This window comes from Deltaproteobacteria bacterium, assembly GCA_026388415.1.
GTDB lineage: Bacteria > Desulfobacterota > Syntrophia > Syntrophales > JACQWR01 > JAPLJV01.
In genome coordinates this window covers 1-18,518 of record JAPLJV010000006.1, presented here as the reverse complement: position 1 = coordinate 18,518, position 18,518 = coordinate 1, and the positions used below count along the sequence as shown (strand labels likewise).

Annotated in this window: 14 protein-coding genes; 3 read left to right on the top strand and 11 right to left on the bottom strand. The window is 53.3% G+C overall.

Features of this window, described 5'->3' with window-relative positions; genetic code table 11:
- Positions 1 to 126: 126 nt before the first annotated feature.
- From NT140_01225 to NT140_01175, 11 genes are all read right to left on the bottom strand, one after another.
- Positions 127 to 1,635, bottom strand: a complete 1,509-nt coding sequence (locus tag NT140_01225) for an L-lactate permease (protein MCX5830513.1) — start codon at positions 1,633 to 1,635, stop codon at positions 127 to 129.
- 74 nt (positions 1,636 to 1,709) lie between these two features.
- Positions 1,710 to 1,997, bottom strand: a complete 288-nt coding sequence (gene hgcB, locus NT140_01220) for a mercury methylation ferredoxin HgcB (protein MCX5830512.1) — start codon at positions 1,995 to 1,997, stop codon at positions 1,710 to 1,712.
- Positions 1,998 to 2,025: 28 nt separating this feature from the next.
- Complete coding sequence (gene hgcA, locus NT140_01215; GenBank protein MCX5830511.1) at positions 2,026 to 3,180, bottom strand: mercury methylation corrinoid protein HgcA; 1,155 nt, start codon at positions 3,178 to 3,180, stop codon at positions 2,026 to 2,028.
- Positions 3,181 to 3,197: 17 nt separating this feature from the next.
- Complete coding sequence (locus NT140_01210; protein ID MCX5830510.1) at positions 3,198 to 4,328, bottom strand: putative sulfate/molybdate transporter; 1,131 nt, start codon at positions 4,326 to 4,328, stop codon at positions 3,198 to 3,200.
- 65 nt (positions 4,329 to 4,393) lie between these two features.
- On the bottom strand, positions 4,394 to 4,567 hold the full coding sequence (locus NT140_01205; GenBank protein ID MCX5830509.1) for a hypothetical protein: 174 nt from the start codon (positions 4,565 to 4,567) through the stop codon (positions 4,394 to 4,396).
- Positions 4,568 to 4,755: 188 nt separating this feature from the next.
- Entirely contained in the window at positions 4,756 to 5,880 is a 1,125-nt protein-coding gene (locus NT140_01200) for a 3-hydroxyacyl-CoA dehydrogenase NAD-binding domain-containing protein (GenBank protein ID MCX5830508.1), read from the bottom strand.
- 220 nt (positions 5,881 to 6,100) lie between these two features.
- The gene (locus tag NT140_01195; GenBank protein ID MCX5830507.1) at positions 6,101 to 7,525 is read right to left on the bottom strand and encodes a hypothetical protein; all 1,425 of its coding nucleotides are present in this window, start codon (positions 7,523 to 7,525) and stop codon (positions 6,101 to 6,103) included.
- A 336-nt stretch (positions 7,526 to 7,861) separates the two neighbouring features.
- On the bottom strand, positions 7,862 to 11,098 hold the full coding sequence (locus tag NT140_01190; protein ID MCX5830506.1) for an efflux RND transporter permease subunit: 3,237 nt from the start codon (positions 11,096 to 11,098) through the stop codon (positions 7,862 to 7,864).
- Positions 11,099 to 11,147: 49 nt separating this feature from the next.
- Positions 11,148 to 12,296 (bottom strand): efflux RND transporter periplasmic adaptor subunit, encoded by a 1,149-nt coding sequence (locus NT140_01185; GenBank protein MCX5830505.1) that lies wholly within the window; start codon positions 12,294 to 12,296, stop codon positions 11,148 to 11,150.
- Positions 12,293 to 13,678, bottom strand: coding sequence for a TolC family protein (locus NT140_01180; protein ID MCX5830504.1), 1,386 nt, complete (start codon positions 13,676 to 13,678; stop codon positions 12,293 to 12,295). Before NT140_01180 ends, NT140_01185 begins: the two co-directional genes overlap by 4 nt.
- A gap of 27 nt (positions 13,679 to 13,705) precedes the next feature.
- The gene (locus tag NT140_01175) at positions 13,706 to 14,032 is read right to left on the bottom strand and encodes a metalloregulator ArsR/SmtB family transcription factor (protein MCX5830503.1); all 327 of its coding nucleotides are present in this window, start codon (positions 14,030 to 14,032) and stop codon (positions 13,706 to 13,708) included.
- 306 nt (positions 14,033 to 14,338) lie between these two features.
- On the opposite strand from NT140_01175, the gene NT140_01170 reads away from it, so the two are divergent.
- The 3 genes from NT140_01170 to NT140_01160 all read left to right on the top strand — a co-directional run bounded on the left by NT140_01170 (position 14,339) and on the right by NT140_01160 (position 18,399).
- Entirely contained in the window at positions 14,339 to 15,139 is an 801-nt protein-coding gene (locus NT140_01170; protein ID MCX5830502.1) for a ParB/RepB/Spo0J family partition protein, read from the top strand.
- A gap of 385 nt (positions 15,140 to 15,524) precedes the next feature.
- Positions 15,525 to 16,736 (top strand): hypothetical protein, encoded by a 1,212-nt coding sequence (locus tag NT140_01165; protein ID MCX5830501.1) that lies wholly within the window; start codon positions 15,525 to 15,527, stop codon positions 16,734 to 16,736.
- Positions 16,723 to 18,399, top strand: coding sequence for an ATP-binding protein (locus tag NT140_01160; protein ID MCX5830500.1), 1,677 nt, complete (start codon positions 16,723 to 16,725; stop codon positions 18,397 to 18,399). The genes NT140_01165 and NT140_01160 overlap by 14 nt, the downstream gene beginning before the upstream one ends.
- Positions 18,400 to 18,518: the final 119 nt, after the last annotated feature.

Here is an 18,518-nt window from a genome sequence, read left to right as displayed (position 1 = left end):
AATGAGGTTGTCAAGATAAAACCTATGATATTGATATCTTGATTGATTATGCCAGTTCTGTGAGGGCTGCTTTTTCTTGACACGCAGCTATATTGTCCTTCTGCTCCGCACGTGCCAAAAGCCGGTTCAACTAAAAAAAGTCAATAGCAAGACATAACTCCAGATGCCGGTGATGAGCGATATGGCGACACCTATGGGTATGGTCTTTCTCAGGATGTCTCCCTCTTTCCCGACAGCATCCACGAGAGAGGTTGCCATGGCCACTTTAAAAGGGCTTGATATGGAACCGATACCGGACCCGACCATCATGGCAGATGCAAGGACCTCAGGAGATAGATTAATGAACCGGGCGATCTCGACTTGGAGTTTGCCGAAGATCATAACGGATAGTGAGCCATAGCCGGTAAGAAACGTCCCTGCCCACCCGAGTAATGGCGCAAAAACGGGATAGTATTTCCCCGACAGTTTTGATAGTCCGCTGGCAAGGACATAGGGGATATTATTCGCTGTCACCATTGAATCGCTATGGATCTCATATCCTGTGAGGGCAATGATCTGCCCCATCGCACCAAATATCATCATGGCCACTATTGCTCTCAATGCACGCGGCATGGCAGCTCCCGCGATAGTGACAAATTGGTGTTTTGTAATCTTGAGTCCCCATATCGTTACCGCAATAGAAATTGTCAAATAGGTATAGGCATCCATAAGTGGTCTTATTTTTACTATGTGCACAGGGACAACCGACAAGGAGAAAACCAGTTTTTCGCCGGCGATAGTGCGGAGCGGCGGATACATATTGACAACGCTTAACGCCACAATGAGGATAAGAAAAGGGGCGATGTCGGCAAATTTAATGGCGCTGAAATCCGGCCTCGACCTTGACAGGAGGATAATCCCTCCCAGGACCCCAAGACCAGCAAGCATGCAGGCCGTAGATGAAGAGACAAAAATCACAAAGCAAAGAGTCATAATTCCACATGCAAAAGCGGTAGAGATATTAAAGAAGCGATGTCCTTTTGTAATCTCTCTTTTCTCCATAACGAGCGGAATAGCGACACCAAAGACAAGCGTCGGGATTATGGAAATGATTGCCGTGATCACCGCCAGTTTCTGCAAATCAAGACCGGTAACGTTAGAGAGGATAACAACGAAAACCCCGGCCAGCGTGAAAGACATAATCCCTGAGTAGCCCCAAATCGAAAGGATTGCTGCGTCCTTTGCTGGAAGCCCGATAGCTTTGAGTGTGGGGGCGATAATCGGTTCCGTAATAATGCCTGCACCGGCAACAAAATTCTCGATGCCGAAGCATATGCCGTTCACCTGGTGCATGGGACCGCGAAACCCTTTTGAGAGACCGTTGACAATACGTGACAGCGCCTCGGTTCCGATGAGAAGGACCGAAAGAATAATACCCAAAAAGACGGTCAACAATAGGGGGAGTGTCGTAATAAGTCCATCAAGGGCCCCCATCAGAATGGTGGTGAGCGATGTATGGAAAACCGTGGAGGCAATTACCGCGGTAAATAATATTCCCCACACCGAGAGACCAAGGGCCGACATTTTCCAGCAGATCACAAGCGCCGCAATCAGGAGCACCGGTGAAGCAGCAGCAAAAAAGAGTAAATAGTCCAATTTTTTAATCCCTGTTGACAACGATTAAGATTAGCTGAGTTATATATTTATAGAAACATCAATAAGTATTTATATCAGCAGCATTCCCCGCCCATACCTCGAATGTTTTGTTCGCGCAGCCATTCCGTGATGAGTCCCGCGGCACAACCCACTCCGGCAGCGACATGGATGGCGTCAACAGGGCAGTTTTTCGCGCAGGCGCCGCACTCCATGCACGCATCGAAATCAATGACCTGCGCCCGGTTATCAAGGAGGGAAAAAACCTGGTGCGGACAGACCTCCAGACATCTGCCGCAGCCAATGCATGCCTCGGGGTTGAATTCCAGAGTGGCCACATTGCGCAGATAATTAAAACCTTTCATATATCCTCCCTTCTTTGGACGTTATCCGTCACAGCAACTTTCCCGCTAATACAAGGATTATGCTCACGATAAGAGCGCACCCCATGGCCGGCAGGGCAATCCGCATTTCCTGCTTGACTCCGGAGCGGGAAGTATAGGTGGTGCAGCCCGTAAAATTGAGTGCATAGAAGGCGCTCACGGCCGGAAGCGCCAGGAAAACAGCGACGGTCGCTGGTACGCCCCAGCCTCGTCCCCCGGCCAGCAGATAGAAGGCTGCGCTCCAGACCAGCCCCGTCAATACCCCTTTACCGGCAAAGCTCCGGCCGGGAAGCCAGGGGAGAAGCAGCGGCGCGATCGCGGCGCCCGCTACCACTGCACCAAGATAGGCGTAGACGGCTATGAGGCCATGGGCTACCCCTTGCAGTGCCGCCGCTATTATAAACAGCGCCGCTGCCACTATGGCAGTCGGTTTCAGCGCTTCTACCAACTCCACGGGGATGAGCACCAAACGCTCACGGAAAGTAAAGGTAATTCTACGCATCACTGGAGTCGTCACCATGCCGTTATCCAGGTATTCCGGTAAACCATCCGCCCTGATTGCTGCGTAGTTGATACTGAAACCGGTTTGTTTTTTCACGGCGTGAGCCGCAACCCCGGGCGCCCCCAGGATCGGCAGCACGAGCCGACGGTGGGTGACTGCCCTGGCCAAACCGGACAGGCCGATGCGCCGCACCAGTTCTTCCGTGCCAAAGGTCCCTTTCCCCGCGGCACACCAGACATTGATGCCATAGGTCTCGAGGACGAGCAGCCACACATTCCGCCCTGCCAGGACGCTCCTGACGATGTCGTAGCTCATTTTGTAATTGGCCGTCACGAGCACCGGGGCTGCCGGTGTCGGGCTGCCGACGGCATAGAGACCGGGCGGCACTAAGTAGTTCATCCGGTCAATCCCCCAACGGGCTTTCCAGGCGCCGAGACGGTCGGCCCAGTTCAGCGTCGTGGCAATCCGCGGCGCTCGTCCCGCCCCGGTCGCCAACCATCCCGTAAAGCCGGGAACAGTTTCGTCAATTGCTCCGCCGCCGGCGGAGGTCGGAGGCCCTCAACAGGGAGGCTTGTCGGCGGCAGCTCCCTCCACAGCGTCACACCCTGCCGGGGCAAGTTTTAACTGCCTGTCTTCAAATTTATTAATGGAATGTTCCTGCATATCATCTCCCTGAGCTCTTATAGATTAATCCAGCGGCGTTGCAGGCCGTAATAGAGGAGCAGGCCTGCCAGATAAGCCACGCCCATATTCCACATGGCCGTGCCGGCAGTTACAATGAGAACGAAAAGGTTCTCTTTCACAAGTTTAACGTCCTTGATAACCAGCGCCAGTTCCACCCCGGCAAAAAAGAGGATAACGCCCAGGATCGAACGGGGAAAGACCTGAAAAATAAGCGTCACGGAATCGCTTAAGAAAAGCCCCGTCAAAAGCACGATCACGCCCAGAATCACCAGCGCTCCACCTGTCCTGGCGCCAAACCGGATATGGCCCGCCATGCCGCCGGCGCCATGACACATGGGAATCCCGCCCATAAACGTGCTGACCAGGTTCATGACGCCATGATCAAGGGCGATGGTTTTAGCGGTGGTCTTACGATCGGGAAAGTATTCATTATTTTCGGCCACCGTACCGATTATGGCATTGCCCAGCGTCAGAGGAACCTGGGCCAGCCCTAAAATGACGACGCCGTCAAAAAATTCTTTCCAGGACAGGCGGGCAAACGTCAATTCCGGGAACCGGAACCGGAGGGAGATGTGCGAAAAGTCTGCCCATAAATCCGGTTTCTGGATAAAAGAGACAGCGATTCCATAGGCGAGCAGGATCAGCATCGCCGGAAACCGCTTGCTGTTCAGAAGCGACAGGGTGATGATCACGCCTCCAATCGCCAACAGAGGCGCTCCCCGCATCATACCCAGACCTTCTACTACGAAACTGAGCCCCAACCCCAGCACAATGCCGCGCACGACGGGCTTGGTGGTGATCTTTTCGATCCAGGTGATAGCCCCCGTCCAGCCCATGAGCAGCCAGAAGAGGCCGGTAAATATCCCCGCCCCCCAGATCATGCCGTGCGTAATGGCGCCGGGATGGGCAATTGCCATCCCGCCAATCGCCTTCATGGGCTGAATCGGAACAGGCGTCCGGAAATAGAGACCCACAAAAATTTTAAAGAGACCAAAGGCAACCAGAATCCCCAGCGGGTCCATTTTATTAAGCGTGATATAGCCGACAACAAAGGGGATCAGGGTTCCCAGATCGCCGAAAGCGCCCGCAAACTCCATCTTGTTATAGTCATTCCCCCATAACCTCATGGTTGTCCCCCTTGCTGCCCTTCCATCTAGCTTTTTCCAGGCACACTGTCAATAGGAACCGCCAATCAGTCCGCCTTGCTATAAATCTCCTCCACCTCGCGGGCTTCTCCTATCTGTTCGGTCAGGGGGATGGGCGCCATGATGATGAGCGACTTGATGAAATTCTTGAACCAGGCGACAATGAGGACGTAAATCAGGATCAGGACGGCGGCAAAAGCGAGCCCCAGATCCCGGAACACTTCATAGGTGCCGGAAGAGGGCTTCCAGTTTCCTCAGTTCAAGGGGTGGTGAGACGCGGAACATCCCGTCATCACCATAGAAACAGCAGGACTGATGGGGACACCTTGCAAAAAAAGGTGTCCCCATAGCCGAAGGTCTGGACGGCGATGACGGCACCGGGGATGGGGTCGTCTTAAAATCCGTGGGATTAGAGCTCCCAGGACGTCAAATTGCCTGAAGCAAACTTGGCGGGCATCTTGAAATAGCCGGCATCCACCGCCATTTTGACCCGCTTGGCGGCCTCATCCATTCCCATCTCGTTCATCAGTGTGAAGGGCCCTTTGGGCCATGCAAGCGAAGTGCAAACTCCCAGTTCCAGGTCTTTAACCGAAACCACGTTCTTTTCGATCAGGTGCGCGGAGATACAGAATATGGAGCCCAGCAACAGGTCTCCCACGATGCCGCGCGCTGCCGGATCTTCCAGAACGGGACCATCGGTTAAATCCCACACCTTTCCGCTTTCAAAGGCTATCTTTAACTGCTCCGGAACCGGTGGGAACCCGACGTCCGAATTACCCAGGTATTCAACCATGGAAACGCCCGCATGGTAAGCAGTGCCCGGACCCGATCCGTTTTGGACCCACATGATGCCGTATTTAACCCCCAATACTTTTTGGGAGATATTCTCAAGCGACGCCACATTGTATTTATCACCCGAAAAGGAGTCGAGAACCATATAGCTGGTAATAAAAATCGGATTGATGGCAAATCCAGGAAAGTCCATGACCGTGATCGGCACTTTTTTATTCCGCTTCGAAAAGGCCATCAGCGCCTCGTAGGTGTCATCACTGGTGTTTTTCTGGCGGATTACTTCTACCAGGCGATTGACGTTGGCCGGGAAAAAAAAGTGCAGGCCGGCGGTCCTTGCGGGATTGCTCACGTTTTCCATGAGCTTTTCGATCAGAAAGGTGGAGGTATTGCTCACAAGGATAGTGTCCTTGGGACAAACCTCGGAGAGTTCTCCAAAAATCTTAATCTTCAGATCCATTTTTTCGACGGCCGCTTCGATAACGAGATCGCACACGGCCAAGTCCGTGTAGCTGGTGGTGCCGATGATCATCCCGCAGACATGATCCATATCCGCCTGTGTCATCTTGCCCTGCGCCACCCTTTTGGCCAGTGCCTTGATCACGAATTTGTCATACATGGACTTGACCAGCTCATCGTTTATTTCCTTGAAGATAACCCTGTATCCGTTTGTTGCGACATTGAGCCCTATGGCGGCGCCCATCACGCCGAAACCGATAATTCCAACTGTCTTAATTTCCTTCATTTCATTCCCCCTTCTCGGTTTATTGTACTAAAAAATAACGTCGCCGGCCATTCTTACAGACGGCATTTCAACCTGTCCCGCCTAAATTTTATATACTAATATTTTCTTTATCAAAAGATTTTTATACAAAAATATTTTGATTTTTATGTCAAACATAAAAACGAGTTCGCCCGAAAAAATCAACCTGTAATTTTTTGCCTTATATGATGCCTCGTCGCTTCTAGAACTGCTCGACCCGCTCGGGATTGGCGCCGTAAGGCTTGGCCTTCTCCTCGGCCGGGAACGGCAGGTTCTTGGGATCTATGCCCATACGCGGTGCAAAGTTTGCAATCTTCATCTTGTTGCCCTGCTTGTTCATGCCGAGCAGACCGCGTACTTCATTGACAACGGTGTTTTTTGCCGAGACCGAGACTGAGTTGGCAAAACCGGGCTTGACCATCACGATTGGCACCTTGGGATCGAGCGCCACGTTCTTCTCGATCTTCCAGGCATAGTCGCCGAGCACGCTGAGAGAGATAACATTCCACGGCACTTCCCGGCTCTTGAACCCGCCGAACTTGGTCACCATCACGGCGGCGTCCGGGGTGTTCTCACCAAACAGGCTGCCGTTGTTGAAGAACAGATTCTCGATGATCTCGGTCTCCGGGCCGTCCTTCTCCTTGGGTGCGGTCCAGTAAATGGCGCCGCCCGGATTGTGAGCAAACAGGTTCTTCTTGATGACGAACTTCTTGGCTGCGTACTTGCCGGCGAGTTGCAGCGCCGCCGGGTTGCCGGTGGTCGGATCCGGGTTGTACGGCCAGTTGAGCACGATGGTGTTGCCCTCGAAGGTGTACGTAGCCGGGATGATCCTGGCTCGCGCCGAATCAGCTTCCCAGGCCAGCACGTTGTTCATGATGAAGTTGTTGCGGATGATCACCTCGGCATTCTCGTTGGCGGCCCGGATCAAAGGTGCCGCGGCCTTGTGCGCGCTGTTGAGGAAAACGTTGTCGGCATAGACCAGGCGACCGGTCTCGAGATAACCGATCGTCACCGCCTGCACGCCGGCCGAGGTGTCCTTGAGCAGTGAATTGGTCTTGGCGTCGTAATTGTTGCCACCGCCGATGTCCATGACAAACCCGGACAGATAAAACTCCTTGAGCGAATGATTCTTGCCTCCAAGCGCGAACACCGTGCCGCCCGCCGGGATAGTGGTCGGGTTGGAGAACGGCGCGCGCTTGGCAAAGGCGTCGTCATACCCGCCAAGAATGCGTAGGGTCGTGTCGGGCTCGATGATCTCGGGCACCGAGAAACCGCCCTTGCCGCCCTTGCCCGTGTACTCGCCGCCCGCGACCTTGATGTTGACAATCAGGTAGCGCTCGTCCGGGGTCAGCGTGCAGACGGGCACTGGCAGGCCCTGTTTCTTGGGTAACGGGCAATGCTTCTTGGCCGTTATCAACTCTACCGCCTTGTCGATCGCCTTGAACAACTTGGTTTCGGCAAAGATGGTCTTACCGTCGGCCTTGGCTGCTGCCGTCTTTGCGGCCGGGGTGTCCTGGTTGGCTACCAGGATGCTCACCTCGGATACGGCGTGCAACGATGCCGGGGTAAAGAACGACAGACCAGCGCAGATAGCTCCACAGAAGGCTAACAGCATAACGCGTTTCATCTCGATCCTCCTGATTCGTGGTTGGTTGATAAGACATTGCCTTTCGATGGCGGGAGTATAGGGTGGCTGTTTTTGCTTGTCAAGGGATATATTTCACATCTATTTTGCATTACAAAAGCAGTGGCCGGCAATGCGATTTGGTAAGGAAGGTGGATCGGTGGCCGCGCTATTAAGAAATCAGCCCATCTTTTGGTCGAACCACCCGATAAGAGGGCATTTATGAGCACAATTTGGAAATGGAATAATATATCATTAAAATCAGTAAGTTCGCTCGAATGAGACTGTTTGCTTCTTATGCTCCCCGATGTTACCCAAAACACCCCTTGGAACGGGGTTTCAGGCTTTGTCCACCTCGCAGGCTTCTCCCATCTGTTCTGCCAGGGGGCAGGGGCGATGCTGGATATATTCAAAAGAGAGGAGCGGTACGGCGAGCAGGGTGAGCACCGTGGCGGCGACGGCCCCGAACATCATGGCAATGGCCAGCCCTTGGAAGATGGGGACGAAGAGCATCACGAACGAACCCACCACTACCGCCGCGGCAGTAAGGATGATCGGTCGGAACCTTACGGCGCCGGCCATGAGGAGGGCGTGTTTTAACTGACCCCGGTCGCGCCATTCCATTTCCACAAAATCCACTAAGAGGATGGAATTTCTCACGATAATCCCCGCCAGGGCGATAAAGCCGATCATCGAGGTGGCGGTGAAGAAGGCGCCGAAGAGCCAATGTCCGGGCAGGATGCCGACCAGAGTCAGGGGGATGGGCGCCATGATGATAAGCGGCGTGATGAAATTTTTGAACCAGGCGACAATGAGAACGTAAATCAGGATCAGGACGGCGGCAAAAGCAATCCCCAAGTCCCGGAACACTTCATAGGTGATGTGCCATTCGCCGTCCCATTTCATGGAGTAGGTGTCCTCCAGCCAGGGCTGCACGGTGGAGTATTGTTTGAGAACGTAGCCTTCCGGCAGTTTCATCTTGTTGATCGTTTCCTTCATCTTCATGATGGCATAGACCGGGCTTTCCTCGGTTCCCGCCAAGTCGCCCAGGACATAGGTCACATTCTTCAGGTTCTTGTGATAGATGGTCTTTTCTTCCTGGCCGTCCTGACGTTTCACGAGCTCGGCCAGCGGAATCAGGCCACCTGTCGGCGTCGGTATGCCGACCGATTGCAGATCGCCGAGAGCAGACCTTTTTTCCAGCGGCATCCTCAGGAAAAGCTCGACGGGTTCCTTTTCTTTTTCCAGATGGACCAGCCCCGCCCCCATGCCGCTTAAGGCAACCCTTAAACTCTGTGCTACCGCCTCGGTGCTGATCCCGGCCCGGGACGCCTTGGCCTGATCAACGGCAAAACTTATCTTGGGCTGATCCTCTTCCACATACCAGTCCACGTCAACCACCCCTTCGGTATCCGTGAAGACCTGCTTGATATCTTTCGCTATCTCGATCCGCCGGTTGGCGTCGGGGCCGTATATTTCAGCGACCAGCGTGCTGAGGACGGGCGGTCCGGGTGGGATTTCGGCCACCTTGATCCGGGCGCCATAGCGGTCCCCGATCTTCTTCAAGGCCGGTCGCAGGCGCTTGGCAATATCATGACTCTGCGCCTTGCGTTCCCCCTTGCCAACAAAGTTTACCTGCAGGTCGGCGACGTTGCTGCCCGAGCGCAGAAAGTAATGGCGCACCAGGCCATTGAAGTTGTAGGGGGCCGCTGTTCCCACGTAGGTCTGATAATCCGTCACCTCCGGGACCGTCCGGAGATATTCGCCCATTTCCCGAGTTAAGGCCGCCGTTTCCTCCAGCGTTGTTACTTCCGGCATGTCAATTATGACCTGGAGCTCGCTTTTATTGTCGAAGGGCAGCATCTTGACGGTGACTTTTTTGAAGGGAACCAGGGTGACGGCCAGCAAGAGCAGCACCACAACGCTCCCGAGCGCCACCATCCGCTTGAATCTGCTTGCCAGTAGGGGACCCAGAACTTTTTCATAGACCCGGAACATGGTCCCGCCCTCTTCCGATTCTTCCGACTTTTTGACGTTTTTGAGGACGATGTAGCTCATCCAGGGGCTGACAATAAAGGCGACGAGCAGGGAGAATATCATGGCGGCCGATGCCCCGACGGGGATGGGGCGCATGTACGGTCCCATCAGGCCGGAGACGAAGGCCATGGGGAGCAGGGCAGCAATCACCGCAAAGGTCGCCAGAATGGTGGGGTTGCCCACCTCGTCAACGGCGAGGACGGCGGTCAGCGGTTCGATCTTGTGGAGTTTGAAATGCCGGTGGATATTTTCCACCACCACGATCGCATCATCCACGAGGATGCCGATGGAGAAGATCAGGGCAAACAGGGTGACCCGGTTTAAGGTGTAGCCGTAGAGGTAGTTGATCAAAAGCGTCAGGGCCAGCGTGACTGGGACGGCGACAGCCACAACGATAGCTTCCCGCCATCCCAGCGCAAAGGCGATCAGAATGATGACGGCGATGGTGGCCATCAGCATGTGCGAAAGCAGCTCATCTGATTTTTCCTTGGCCGAATCGCCATAATTTCTGGTCGCCGTGACGTTGACATCTTGCGGAATGAGTTTGCCCTGCAATGCCTCCACCTTGGCCAGCGCCTCTCGGGCGACAATACTGGCGTTGGCGCCCTTTTTCTTGGCGATCGTGATGGTAACGGCCTCTTTAAGCCCGGCCGCCGAACTCTTGATTCCCTTTTGCGCCGCTGCCGCTCCGAGCCCCATGAAGACGTAACTTGCCGGCTCTTCCGGCCCGTCGCTGATTGTGGCCACGTCCCGCAGGTATACGGGGCGGTCGCTGAAAAGACCAATCACGACGTTGCCGACTTCTTCGCTGCTTTTCAGGAAAGCGCCGGTTTCCACTAGATATTCCCGGTTGCCGGAGGAAAATGCGCCCGACGGCAGCCGGAAGTTAGCCTTCTGCAGGGCGCCCATAATCTGAAAGGCGGAGGCATGATAAGCCTTCAGCCGGGCCGGATCGAGGGTGATCCGGACCTGCCTCTTCTGTCCGCCGATGAGGGAAAACTCCGAGACGTCCTGATCCTTCTTGATCTCGTCGCAAAGTTCGGCGCCGATCCTTCTCAGTTCATAACCTGAGTAGCGGTCGTTGTCGCTCCAGAGGGTAAGGGTCAGGATCGGCACGTCATCTATGGAACGCTGCTTGACCAGCGGCGGAGAAACTCCCGGCGGAATCCGGTCGTAGTTGGCCGACAGCTTATTGTTCAGGTTGACGATGCTGTCTTCCATGTTCTGTCCCACGTAAAACCGGACGATCGTCAGGTTGAAGCCGGGCTTGACGATGGAATAGACGTACTCTACGCCCTTGATTTCCCACAGCAGTTTTTCCATGGGCTTCGTGACCCGGGTCTCCACTTCCTGAGGCGAGGCCCCCGGATAGGCGACGAAGATGTCAATCATCGGGACGAGGATCTGCGGCTCCTCCTCCCGGGGCGTAACGACAATGGCTAAAAGTCCCAAAAGGAGAGAGGCGATAATGATCAGCGGCGTCAGCCGGGATTTAATGAAAGCCCTGGCAATGTTTCCTGATATTCCGATACCTTTCATGATGTTGTTCTCCTGTCCTTCGACAAGCTCAGGATGAGCGGGTGTTCTACTAATTTTTTCCCATGATCCCGCCGTCAACGGCCTTCTCTACACCCTTGACAATTATCCGGTCCGCAGATTTCAGCCCCGACAGTATTTCCATATTGCCCGCGTAGCTCTTACCGGTTCTTATCAGGCGGTAGGTTACGATATCCTGGCTGTCCACGGCATAGACGCCCGCTAACTGTCCCTTTTCGACAATGGCGGCGCGCGGCACGAGGATTACCTCTTTTTTACCCTGGGCAATCTTGACATTGACGTATTGACCGGTTCTCAGTCCGGCGCCGCTTATGGCAACTTTTGCCGTGAAGGAGCGCGACATAGGATCAACAGCGGGGAGGATTTCCGTGATTTTACCGGCGATCTGCCTGTTAAGGGCAGCGATAAAGACCTCAACCGGCGTCCCGGCCTTGAGCTTGCCGGACAAACCTTCATCCACCGTAACTTCCGCATTGTAGAGGGCCGTGTTTTCCACCGTGAGGAGGGGCATACCCGGCGTTGCCATGCTGCCGACCTGGATCTTCTTTTCCGTTACCAATCCCTTGATCGGCGAGTTGATCTTGGTGAAGTCAAGATAGACCTGCGCTTCCGCCAACCCGGCTGCCGCGCGGCTCACCATCTCCTGCACCCGTTCATATTCCAGCCCCGCCACTTTTTTCTGGGTTTCAAACTGGTTTATCTCCTGCTCCGAGATGGCCTTTTCCTCATACATTTTTTTATAGCGCTGATAGGTGATGCCGGTAAGCTCCCGGTTTTGTCCGGCTGCCTCCAGGGCCTTGGTCGCCTCCTGATAGCCGGACTCCGCCTGCTTCACCTTCTGAACGACATCGCGGTCATCAATGGTCAGGAGCAACTGGCCCTTCTCTACGGCGTCTCCCTCCCGGACGGCAAGGGAGGTAACCGTTCCCATCATGCGGCCGGACACATAACTGATATGGGCAGCCTTGACGGTCCCCGCCGTTTCGTAATACTCATCCACGCGGGCAGGAGAAATCGTGGCTATGGAAACCCCGCTTACAACGGGACGCTTCACCTGGGCGGCACCCGGTGGAACCTTTTCACCGCAGCCGGCAAGTAAAAGACCGATACCCAGAAGCGGCAACAATACCCGACGAAGCTGGCTTTTTTGCTGCCGCCGACATGTCATTTTTACCTTCATTTCATCCTCCCCTGCTCTTCTTCCGTTACAGACCCCAAGTCCGCAAGCATCGTGCCGCCGGCAAAGCTCAGATTGGCAAGCGCCAGTTTGTAGTCGTTTTCCTTAGCCACCAGGTTGGCCCGGGCATGGTCAAAACTTAACTGGGCATCGAGCATATCCACGATGGGCGACAAGGCTCCTTCGTACCTGACCTTTACCAGACGCCTGCCTTCCGCGGCTGTTTTCAGGGCTTCCTGCGCGAACTCCACATTCTTTTTCGCCTCTTCCAGGGTCAACCAGGCCTCCTCAACCTGGAAGGAAACCATTTTTTTCATCCCCGCCAGATATTCTTCCGCTTCATTGGCCTGATATTTGGCCTTGGCCCTTTCATGTTGCCGTTTTGTGCCGTCAAAGAGTTCCCATTTGAGGAAGGCCATCAACTGCCAACTGTCGCCCTCTGTGCCCAGGGGCTTGTTATGATCATTCAATTGATAGACGCCGCCCACGCCCAGGTAGGGGAAATAGCCCGCTTCGGCAAGTTTGATATTATTCCGGGCATTTTCTTTACGCAGTTCCATGGACTTGACATCCCGCCTGGTCAGGGACTGCGTCCGTAAATCTTCCCTGTCCCTTAACGGCAGGGATGGTGGCGCTTCTGCGACGTCAATCGCCGCCTCGGAACCGATCATGAGCCCCAAGGTCCTTTTGGCCACGCGGAGATTCTTGCCGGCGCTCACTAGCTTCTGTCCGGCTTCCGTAACTGCCGTGGCGGCGCGCAGCACATCGGAATAAAGCCCCAGACCGGCCCCGTATCTTACCTCGGCGAGCCGCTGATGTTCGCGCGCATCTTCCCGTGCTTTTTCGGCCACCTGGACATACTCACCTGCTGTCCCCACCATGAGGTAGCATTGCACTACCTTGAAGGCAATTTCTTCCTTCCTCCGCTGCAAATCCTCTGCTGAGGCGTTAGCCTCCGTTTTGGACATCGCGAGCCCGATATTGGCTTTTTTTACATACAAAGGCTGTTCAAAAGAGATGGCGGTCTGAAAGTCATTAGTTACGTCGGGGTGGTTGAGCGTAGCGGGAGCAAAATCAGTAACATCAATACGTTGCTGATTTAGTTTGGTCATGAAGGCGTAGGTGGGGTTGACCGTTCTTAAGTATCGCTCTTCAAAGGATATTTTGGGCAGCAGAAAACTGCGGGCCAAGCCGATGTCCTCCCGTTTGGCGGCCAGGGAGTTTTTTTGCGCCTTCAGTTCGTGGTTGTTTTCCAGGGCGGCCTTGACGGCCTCGGCGAGGGTAAGCCTTTGTTCCGCTGCCTGCACGCTGCGCACTGCTAACGTATGAAGAAAGAGCAGAATCAGGAAGGCGAGAATAAAAAGCATGAAATATTTTGTCTTCATGATTGTTCCTCCTTTAATCTGACCATTTCATTGCATCTGCTGGAGCCGGGAAGCCATCTTGCCTTTTTCCTCAAGCTGTTCCAGGAGTACTTCCTTCATCAAGGTGCAAACCTGAATAATCTTGGGGTTGATAATGCAATAATAGATATTTATTCCTTCTTTTCTGGTATTGATGACCCCCTTCGATTTCAGGACAGTCATGTGCTGGGAAAGATTTGCCTTACTGAGACCGGTCTTTTCCAGCAGTTCGCCGGCCGACATCTCCCTGTCATTCAGCATATTGATAATCTCCAAGCGCTTGGCATTGGAAAAAACCTTGCACACATCGGCATGAAGCTCAAAAATCTTTTGCATCACTCTCCCCTCTTCACCACTACAAGTTTATATGTTAAACAGTATCAATTTTTATTAACTGTAATGCTCGTGAACGATGATGTCAAGATAAATTTACAAATATTTTCTGACTCACCGCCTCCCGGTAGCCCCCTAATGCAACGGCGAGCCAACCTCAGCGGTGAAGCTTGATTTCAAAGCGGAATCAATGGTGTTGTTTCCTCAACATTTGTGATATGGGTAGCGGCAAAGTTGGCAGCAGATTGCACCGGAATCACCTGTAAGGGGCAAAGATTAACGGACATATAGTTGCAAGGAGGACGAAACATGGCCACGCTGAACGACACGCCGGCAGGCGATGCCGCCGCGGTTCCCCTGTATGAAGCCCGTACCCTTCATCAAGTTCCCATCGCCCTGATCCTGGAAAACCACGACCAGCCCCGGAAGTGCTACGATGCCCAAGGGCTTGAAGAAATGGTCGCATCGGTAACAAAATACGGAATCATTCAGCCCGTCATTTTTCGCTGCGGCCCGGACGGTACGGCCATCATCGTGGCCGGCGAACGCCGCATCGCTGCCGCCCGCCAAGTCGGTCTCACCGAGATTCCCGGCATCTTCATCGAAGGCAACGCCGCAGAAATCGCGCTCATCGAAAACCTCCAGCGCCAGGATCTCACTTGGGTAGAAGAGGCAGAGGCCCTGCAGCGATTGATGGCTGACCAGCAGTACACCCAGGAACAATTAGGCGGCATCATCGGCAAGGCTCAGAACACCTTGAGCGAGATATTGAGTCTCAACAAGCTCCCCCAAGAGATCCGCGACGAATGTCGGGCAGACCGGACGATCTCCAGAACCGCCCTCATCGTCATTGCCAAGAAGAAGCAGGCCCGGAGCATGATAACGGCCTATAATGCCTATAAGACCCAACAACAGAAGGGAAAAACCATCCGGAAGAAGCAGATTCCCAACGAACCCCAGGCAGTTTTCGACATGATGGACAAGTCCATGACAAAGATCCGGACCATCGATATGTCAGCCTGGACGGACGACGACCGGGAAAACTTCCGGATTTCCATTACCAGCCTCAAGACGGAAATAGACAACTATCTGAACACGCTGCTCAGGTAGGAAATTGAGGAACAGATTTTCAAGGCAAAACTTTTTGGTGGTCGTGTGATTATAAAATAATATCAGTATGATAAATAGTATCTGTGCACCGATACTCTCTTGGGTTAAGCAGGAAAAAGATCATCGCGCGAACACACGCAATGGAAGCGGATGAAGCGCATTATCCAGTCCAGATAGGAATACTCGGTGCGAATCGAGTAGTGATTGGGGAGCAAATATGGACGGACTTGATCGATAATTATCGGCTGTTTTGGTTCTTGACATGGCGTCGAGTCAGGGCATATGCATTTGCTTCAAAGTTGTCACCCGGATATGGCTGATAGCGGGTGCCGGGCAAAAGTGCAAGTTAATAAATGGTTGGGCACCATTTGGACGAAGGATATCTATGTCACGATCTGCTGATTACACAATCAAAGGGTTCCTTTATCAGTTCAATAAAACCCTGCTTGAAATCCTGACTTCCCAAGATGACGCCATCATCACAGTGGAAGGTATCATCGAGGATGTCGAGATCGCGACACCGGCACTGATGACGGCCATCCAATGCAAATACCATGAAACAAGTGACACCTTTACGCCGAGTGCTATCTTCAAGCCCTTGCTCCAGATGATGGACCATTTTCACGCGAACCGCACCGCGCAGATTCGATACGTACTGTTCGCTCACTATCCGAGCGTGAAAGGGGTGCTGCCACAGCCTACTGTCGGGCGGGCCGATCTTGAATCTGCGCTAAATTCGGTCAACAAAGACCTCCAGCGGTACATCACGACGCTTCGCGGCAAAGTCGACCTTGATCAGTTCCTTACCAGATTCGTTATGGAGTTCGGTTCGACGTATGACGATCTTGTTGCTCAGGTTAGTGCTGCACTCAAGGCAAGCGGGATTCCTGCAGGTGAGATCGATACCCTCGCGTATCCGAATGCAATTAACATGATAGCCGGACTCAGCGTAAAACACGATCCTACTCAACGCAAAACCACCAAGCGGCAGTTCCTTGAGAATTTGAAGGGCATTCGCAAGACGGCCATTACTCGGTGGACCATGGCCCTGCGTTCTCGCAAGCACTTGCTTGATGCCAGACGCAAACAGCTCAAAATGCACCTCGATAAAAACGCCCGCCTCCGCTATCTAGTCGTTGATTCCAAGAGTCTGGATGACTACGCGGCGGAAATCGTTCTCTTTGTTAGCGACTACCTCAACAAGTATCACTTTAAGCCTGCGCACATCAGCACGCCTGTGCTGTGCCTTTGCACTTCAAAAGACGATTATCGAGACATTCAGTACCGTCTATACGCGAAGGGAATCATCTCAACAGACGGTTGCATCGGGGAACACTTCGATGAATCATGGTTCTTCCGGGACCCACTTTCCAGCAAGGGCGCTGGAGGCACGATTAAACGCGAATTCTCCGTAAGACTGCTTCGCTGGGAAGATAACGCAGCCGTGCTCAACAACCAAAAGTGTGATGACCTGTTCATCATCGGCGAGCCAGCATGCGACTCACTCAATACGGACGATGTGAATGTCGAGCGCTTAGCGGCAAGATCACTCAAGGAAATCAAGTATGTCATGGGGGTCAGCAATGTCTATGAATAGAATCGGTCAAGTCCTGTCCTGCGCACCCGAAGCCATCATCGTAGTTGTAGACGACCTGAAGGTGTTCGAGGAGCACAAAGCAAACCTCCAAGTTGGTAGGTACCTGCGCATCGCACAAGGTAACAACGACTTCTCCGTGGCCGCGATTCGCACCGTCAAAGGAGTAATTGCACAAGACAAGGATGGTAAGCCTGCATGGCAGTTTCACATAGAATGCCAAGCCGTCGGGACTCTCGTCGGGGGCAAGACATTTGAACGAGCCAGCGTGCTCTTGCCGGTTCCAACAGAGCCAGCCTTTGCAGCAGACAGAGATACACTGGACAGGCTGTTTGCTGAGGATGCTGAGTACCAGTTTCCGCTCGGTCAGTTATCACTCAACAAGTCCATTGCACTGAAGGTCAATGGGGACCGCTTCTTCAGCAAGCACATCGCTATAGTGGGGTCAACAGGCTCTGGAAAGTCATGCACAGTGGCCCGGATCCTTCAGGATGTCGTAGGCATTGCAGTTCAAAGGAACGACAACCTCGGAAAGCAAAACAACTCGCACATCGTCATTTTCGACATTCACGATGAATACAGCGCGGCATTCGCGCTTCCCAAAGACCAGTCATTCACATTGAACAGGCTAGACATTGACTCCCTTTGCCTCCCGTACTGGCTGATGAACTCAGAGGAACTGGAGAGCATGTTCATCGAAAGCAATGAGGAGAACTCGCATAATCAAGTCAGCCAGTTTAAGCAGGCCGTCATCCTGAACAAGGAACGACACAACCCGACAATTAAGGAGATGACCTACGATACGCCGGTCTACTTCGCCATAGAGGAAGTATATCGATATATCGAAAACATGAACCGGGAGATCATCGGGCGCCTTGACGGGGAAAACAGACCGAAGCTTGCAGATAGCACCCTGGTTGCCGACCGCAAAGACCACTACTTCGATAAGTTATGTACGTTCGTTCCCCAATCGACCGCAAACGCAACGAAGGCGACGAACGGGCCTTTCAATGGTGAATTCAACCGATTCGTGTCGCGCTTGGAGACGAAATTGGCAGACAAGCGCTTGGGCTTTTTGCTTCATCCATCGAAGGCCGACAGCAAATCCTTTAAGACCGGTGATTTCGAGGAGATCATGAAGCAGTTCCTCGGCTATCTGAACAAGGCGAACGTAACCATTGTGGACCTCAGCGGCATCCCGTTTGAGGTGCTTAGCATCACGGTGAGCCTCGTCTCCCGTCTAATCTTCGACTTTTGCTTCCACTACTCCAAGTTGCGCCAAGAGAAGGAAGCCCTCAATGATGTGCCCGTCATGATCGTATGCGAGGAAGCCCATAACTACATTCCGCAGAGGGACGATGCCGCATATCGCTCATCCAGGAAATCGCTAGAACGTGTAGCCAAGGAAGGAAGGAAATATGGTCTGAGCCTGATGGTCGTGAGTCAGAGGCCATCTGAGGTATCAGAGACCATCTTCGCACAATGCAACAACTTCCTTGCCTTGCGGTTGACCAACAACGCTGACCAAAACTATGTCAAGAGGCTGTTCCCTGACAACTCAAGTGGAATTACAGACATCTTGCCAAATCTTGCACCAGGTGAATGCGTTGTTGTTGGTGACGCCGTCTTGCTCCCGGCAGTGGTTCATACTAATTTGCATTCATAGATATACTAACGATCCATTCGAAACCGGTTAGCCCTGCCACTGTATGATTATCCTTTTCCAAAGTCGCCAGGGAAGTGACAAGTTCATCTTCAACTGCATTCAGGCTATGGAACACCTTA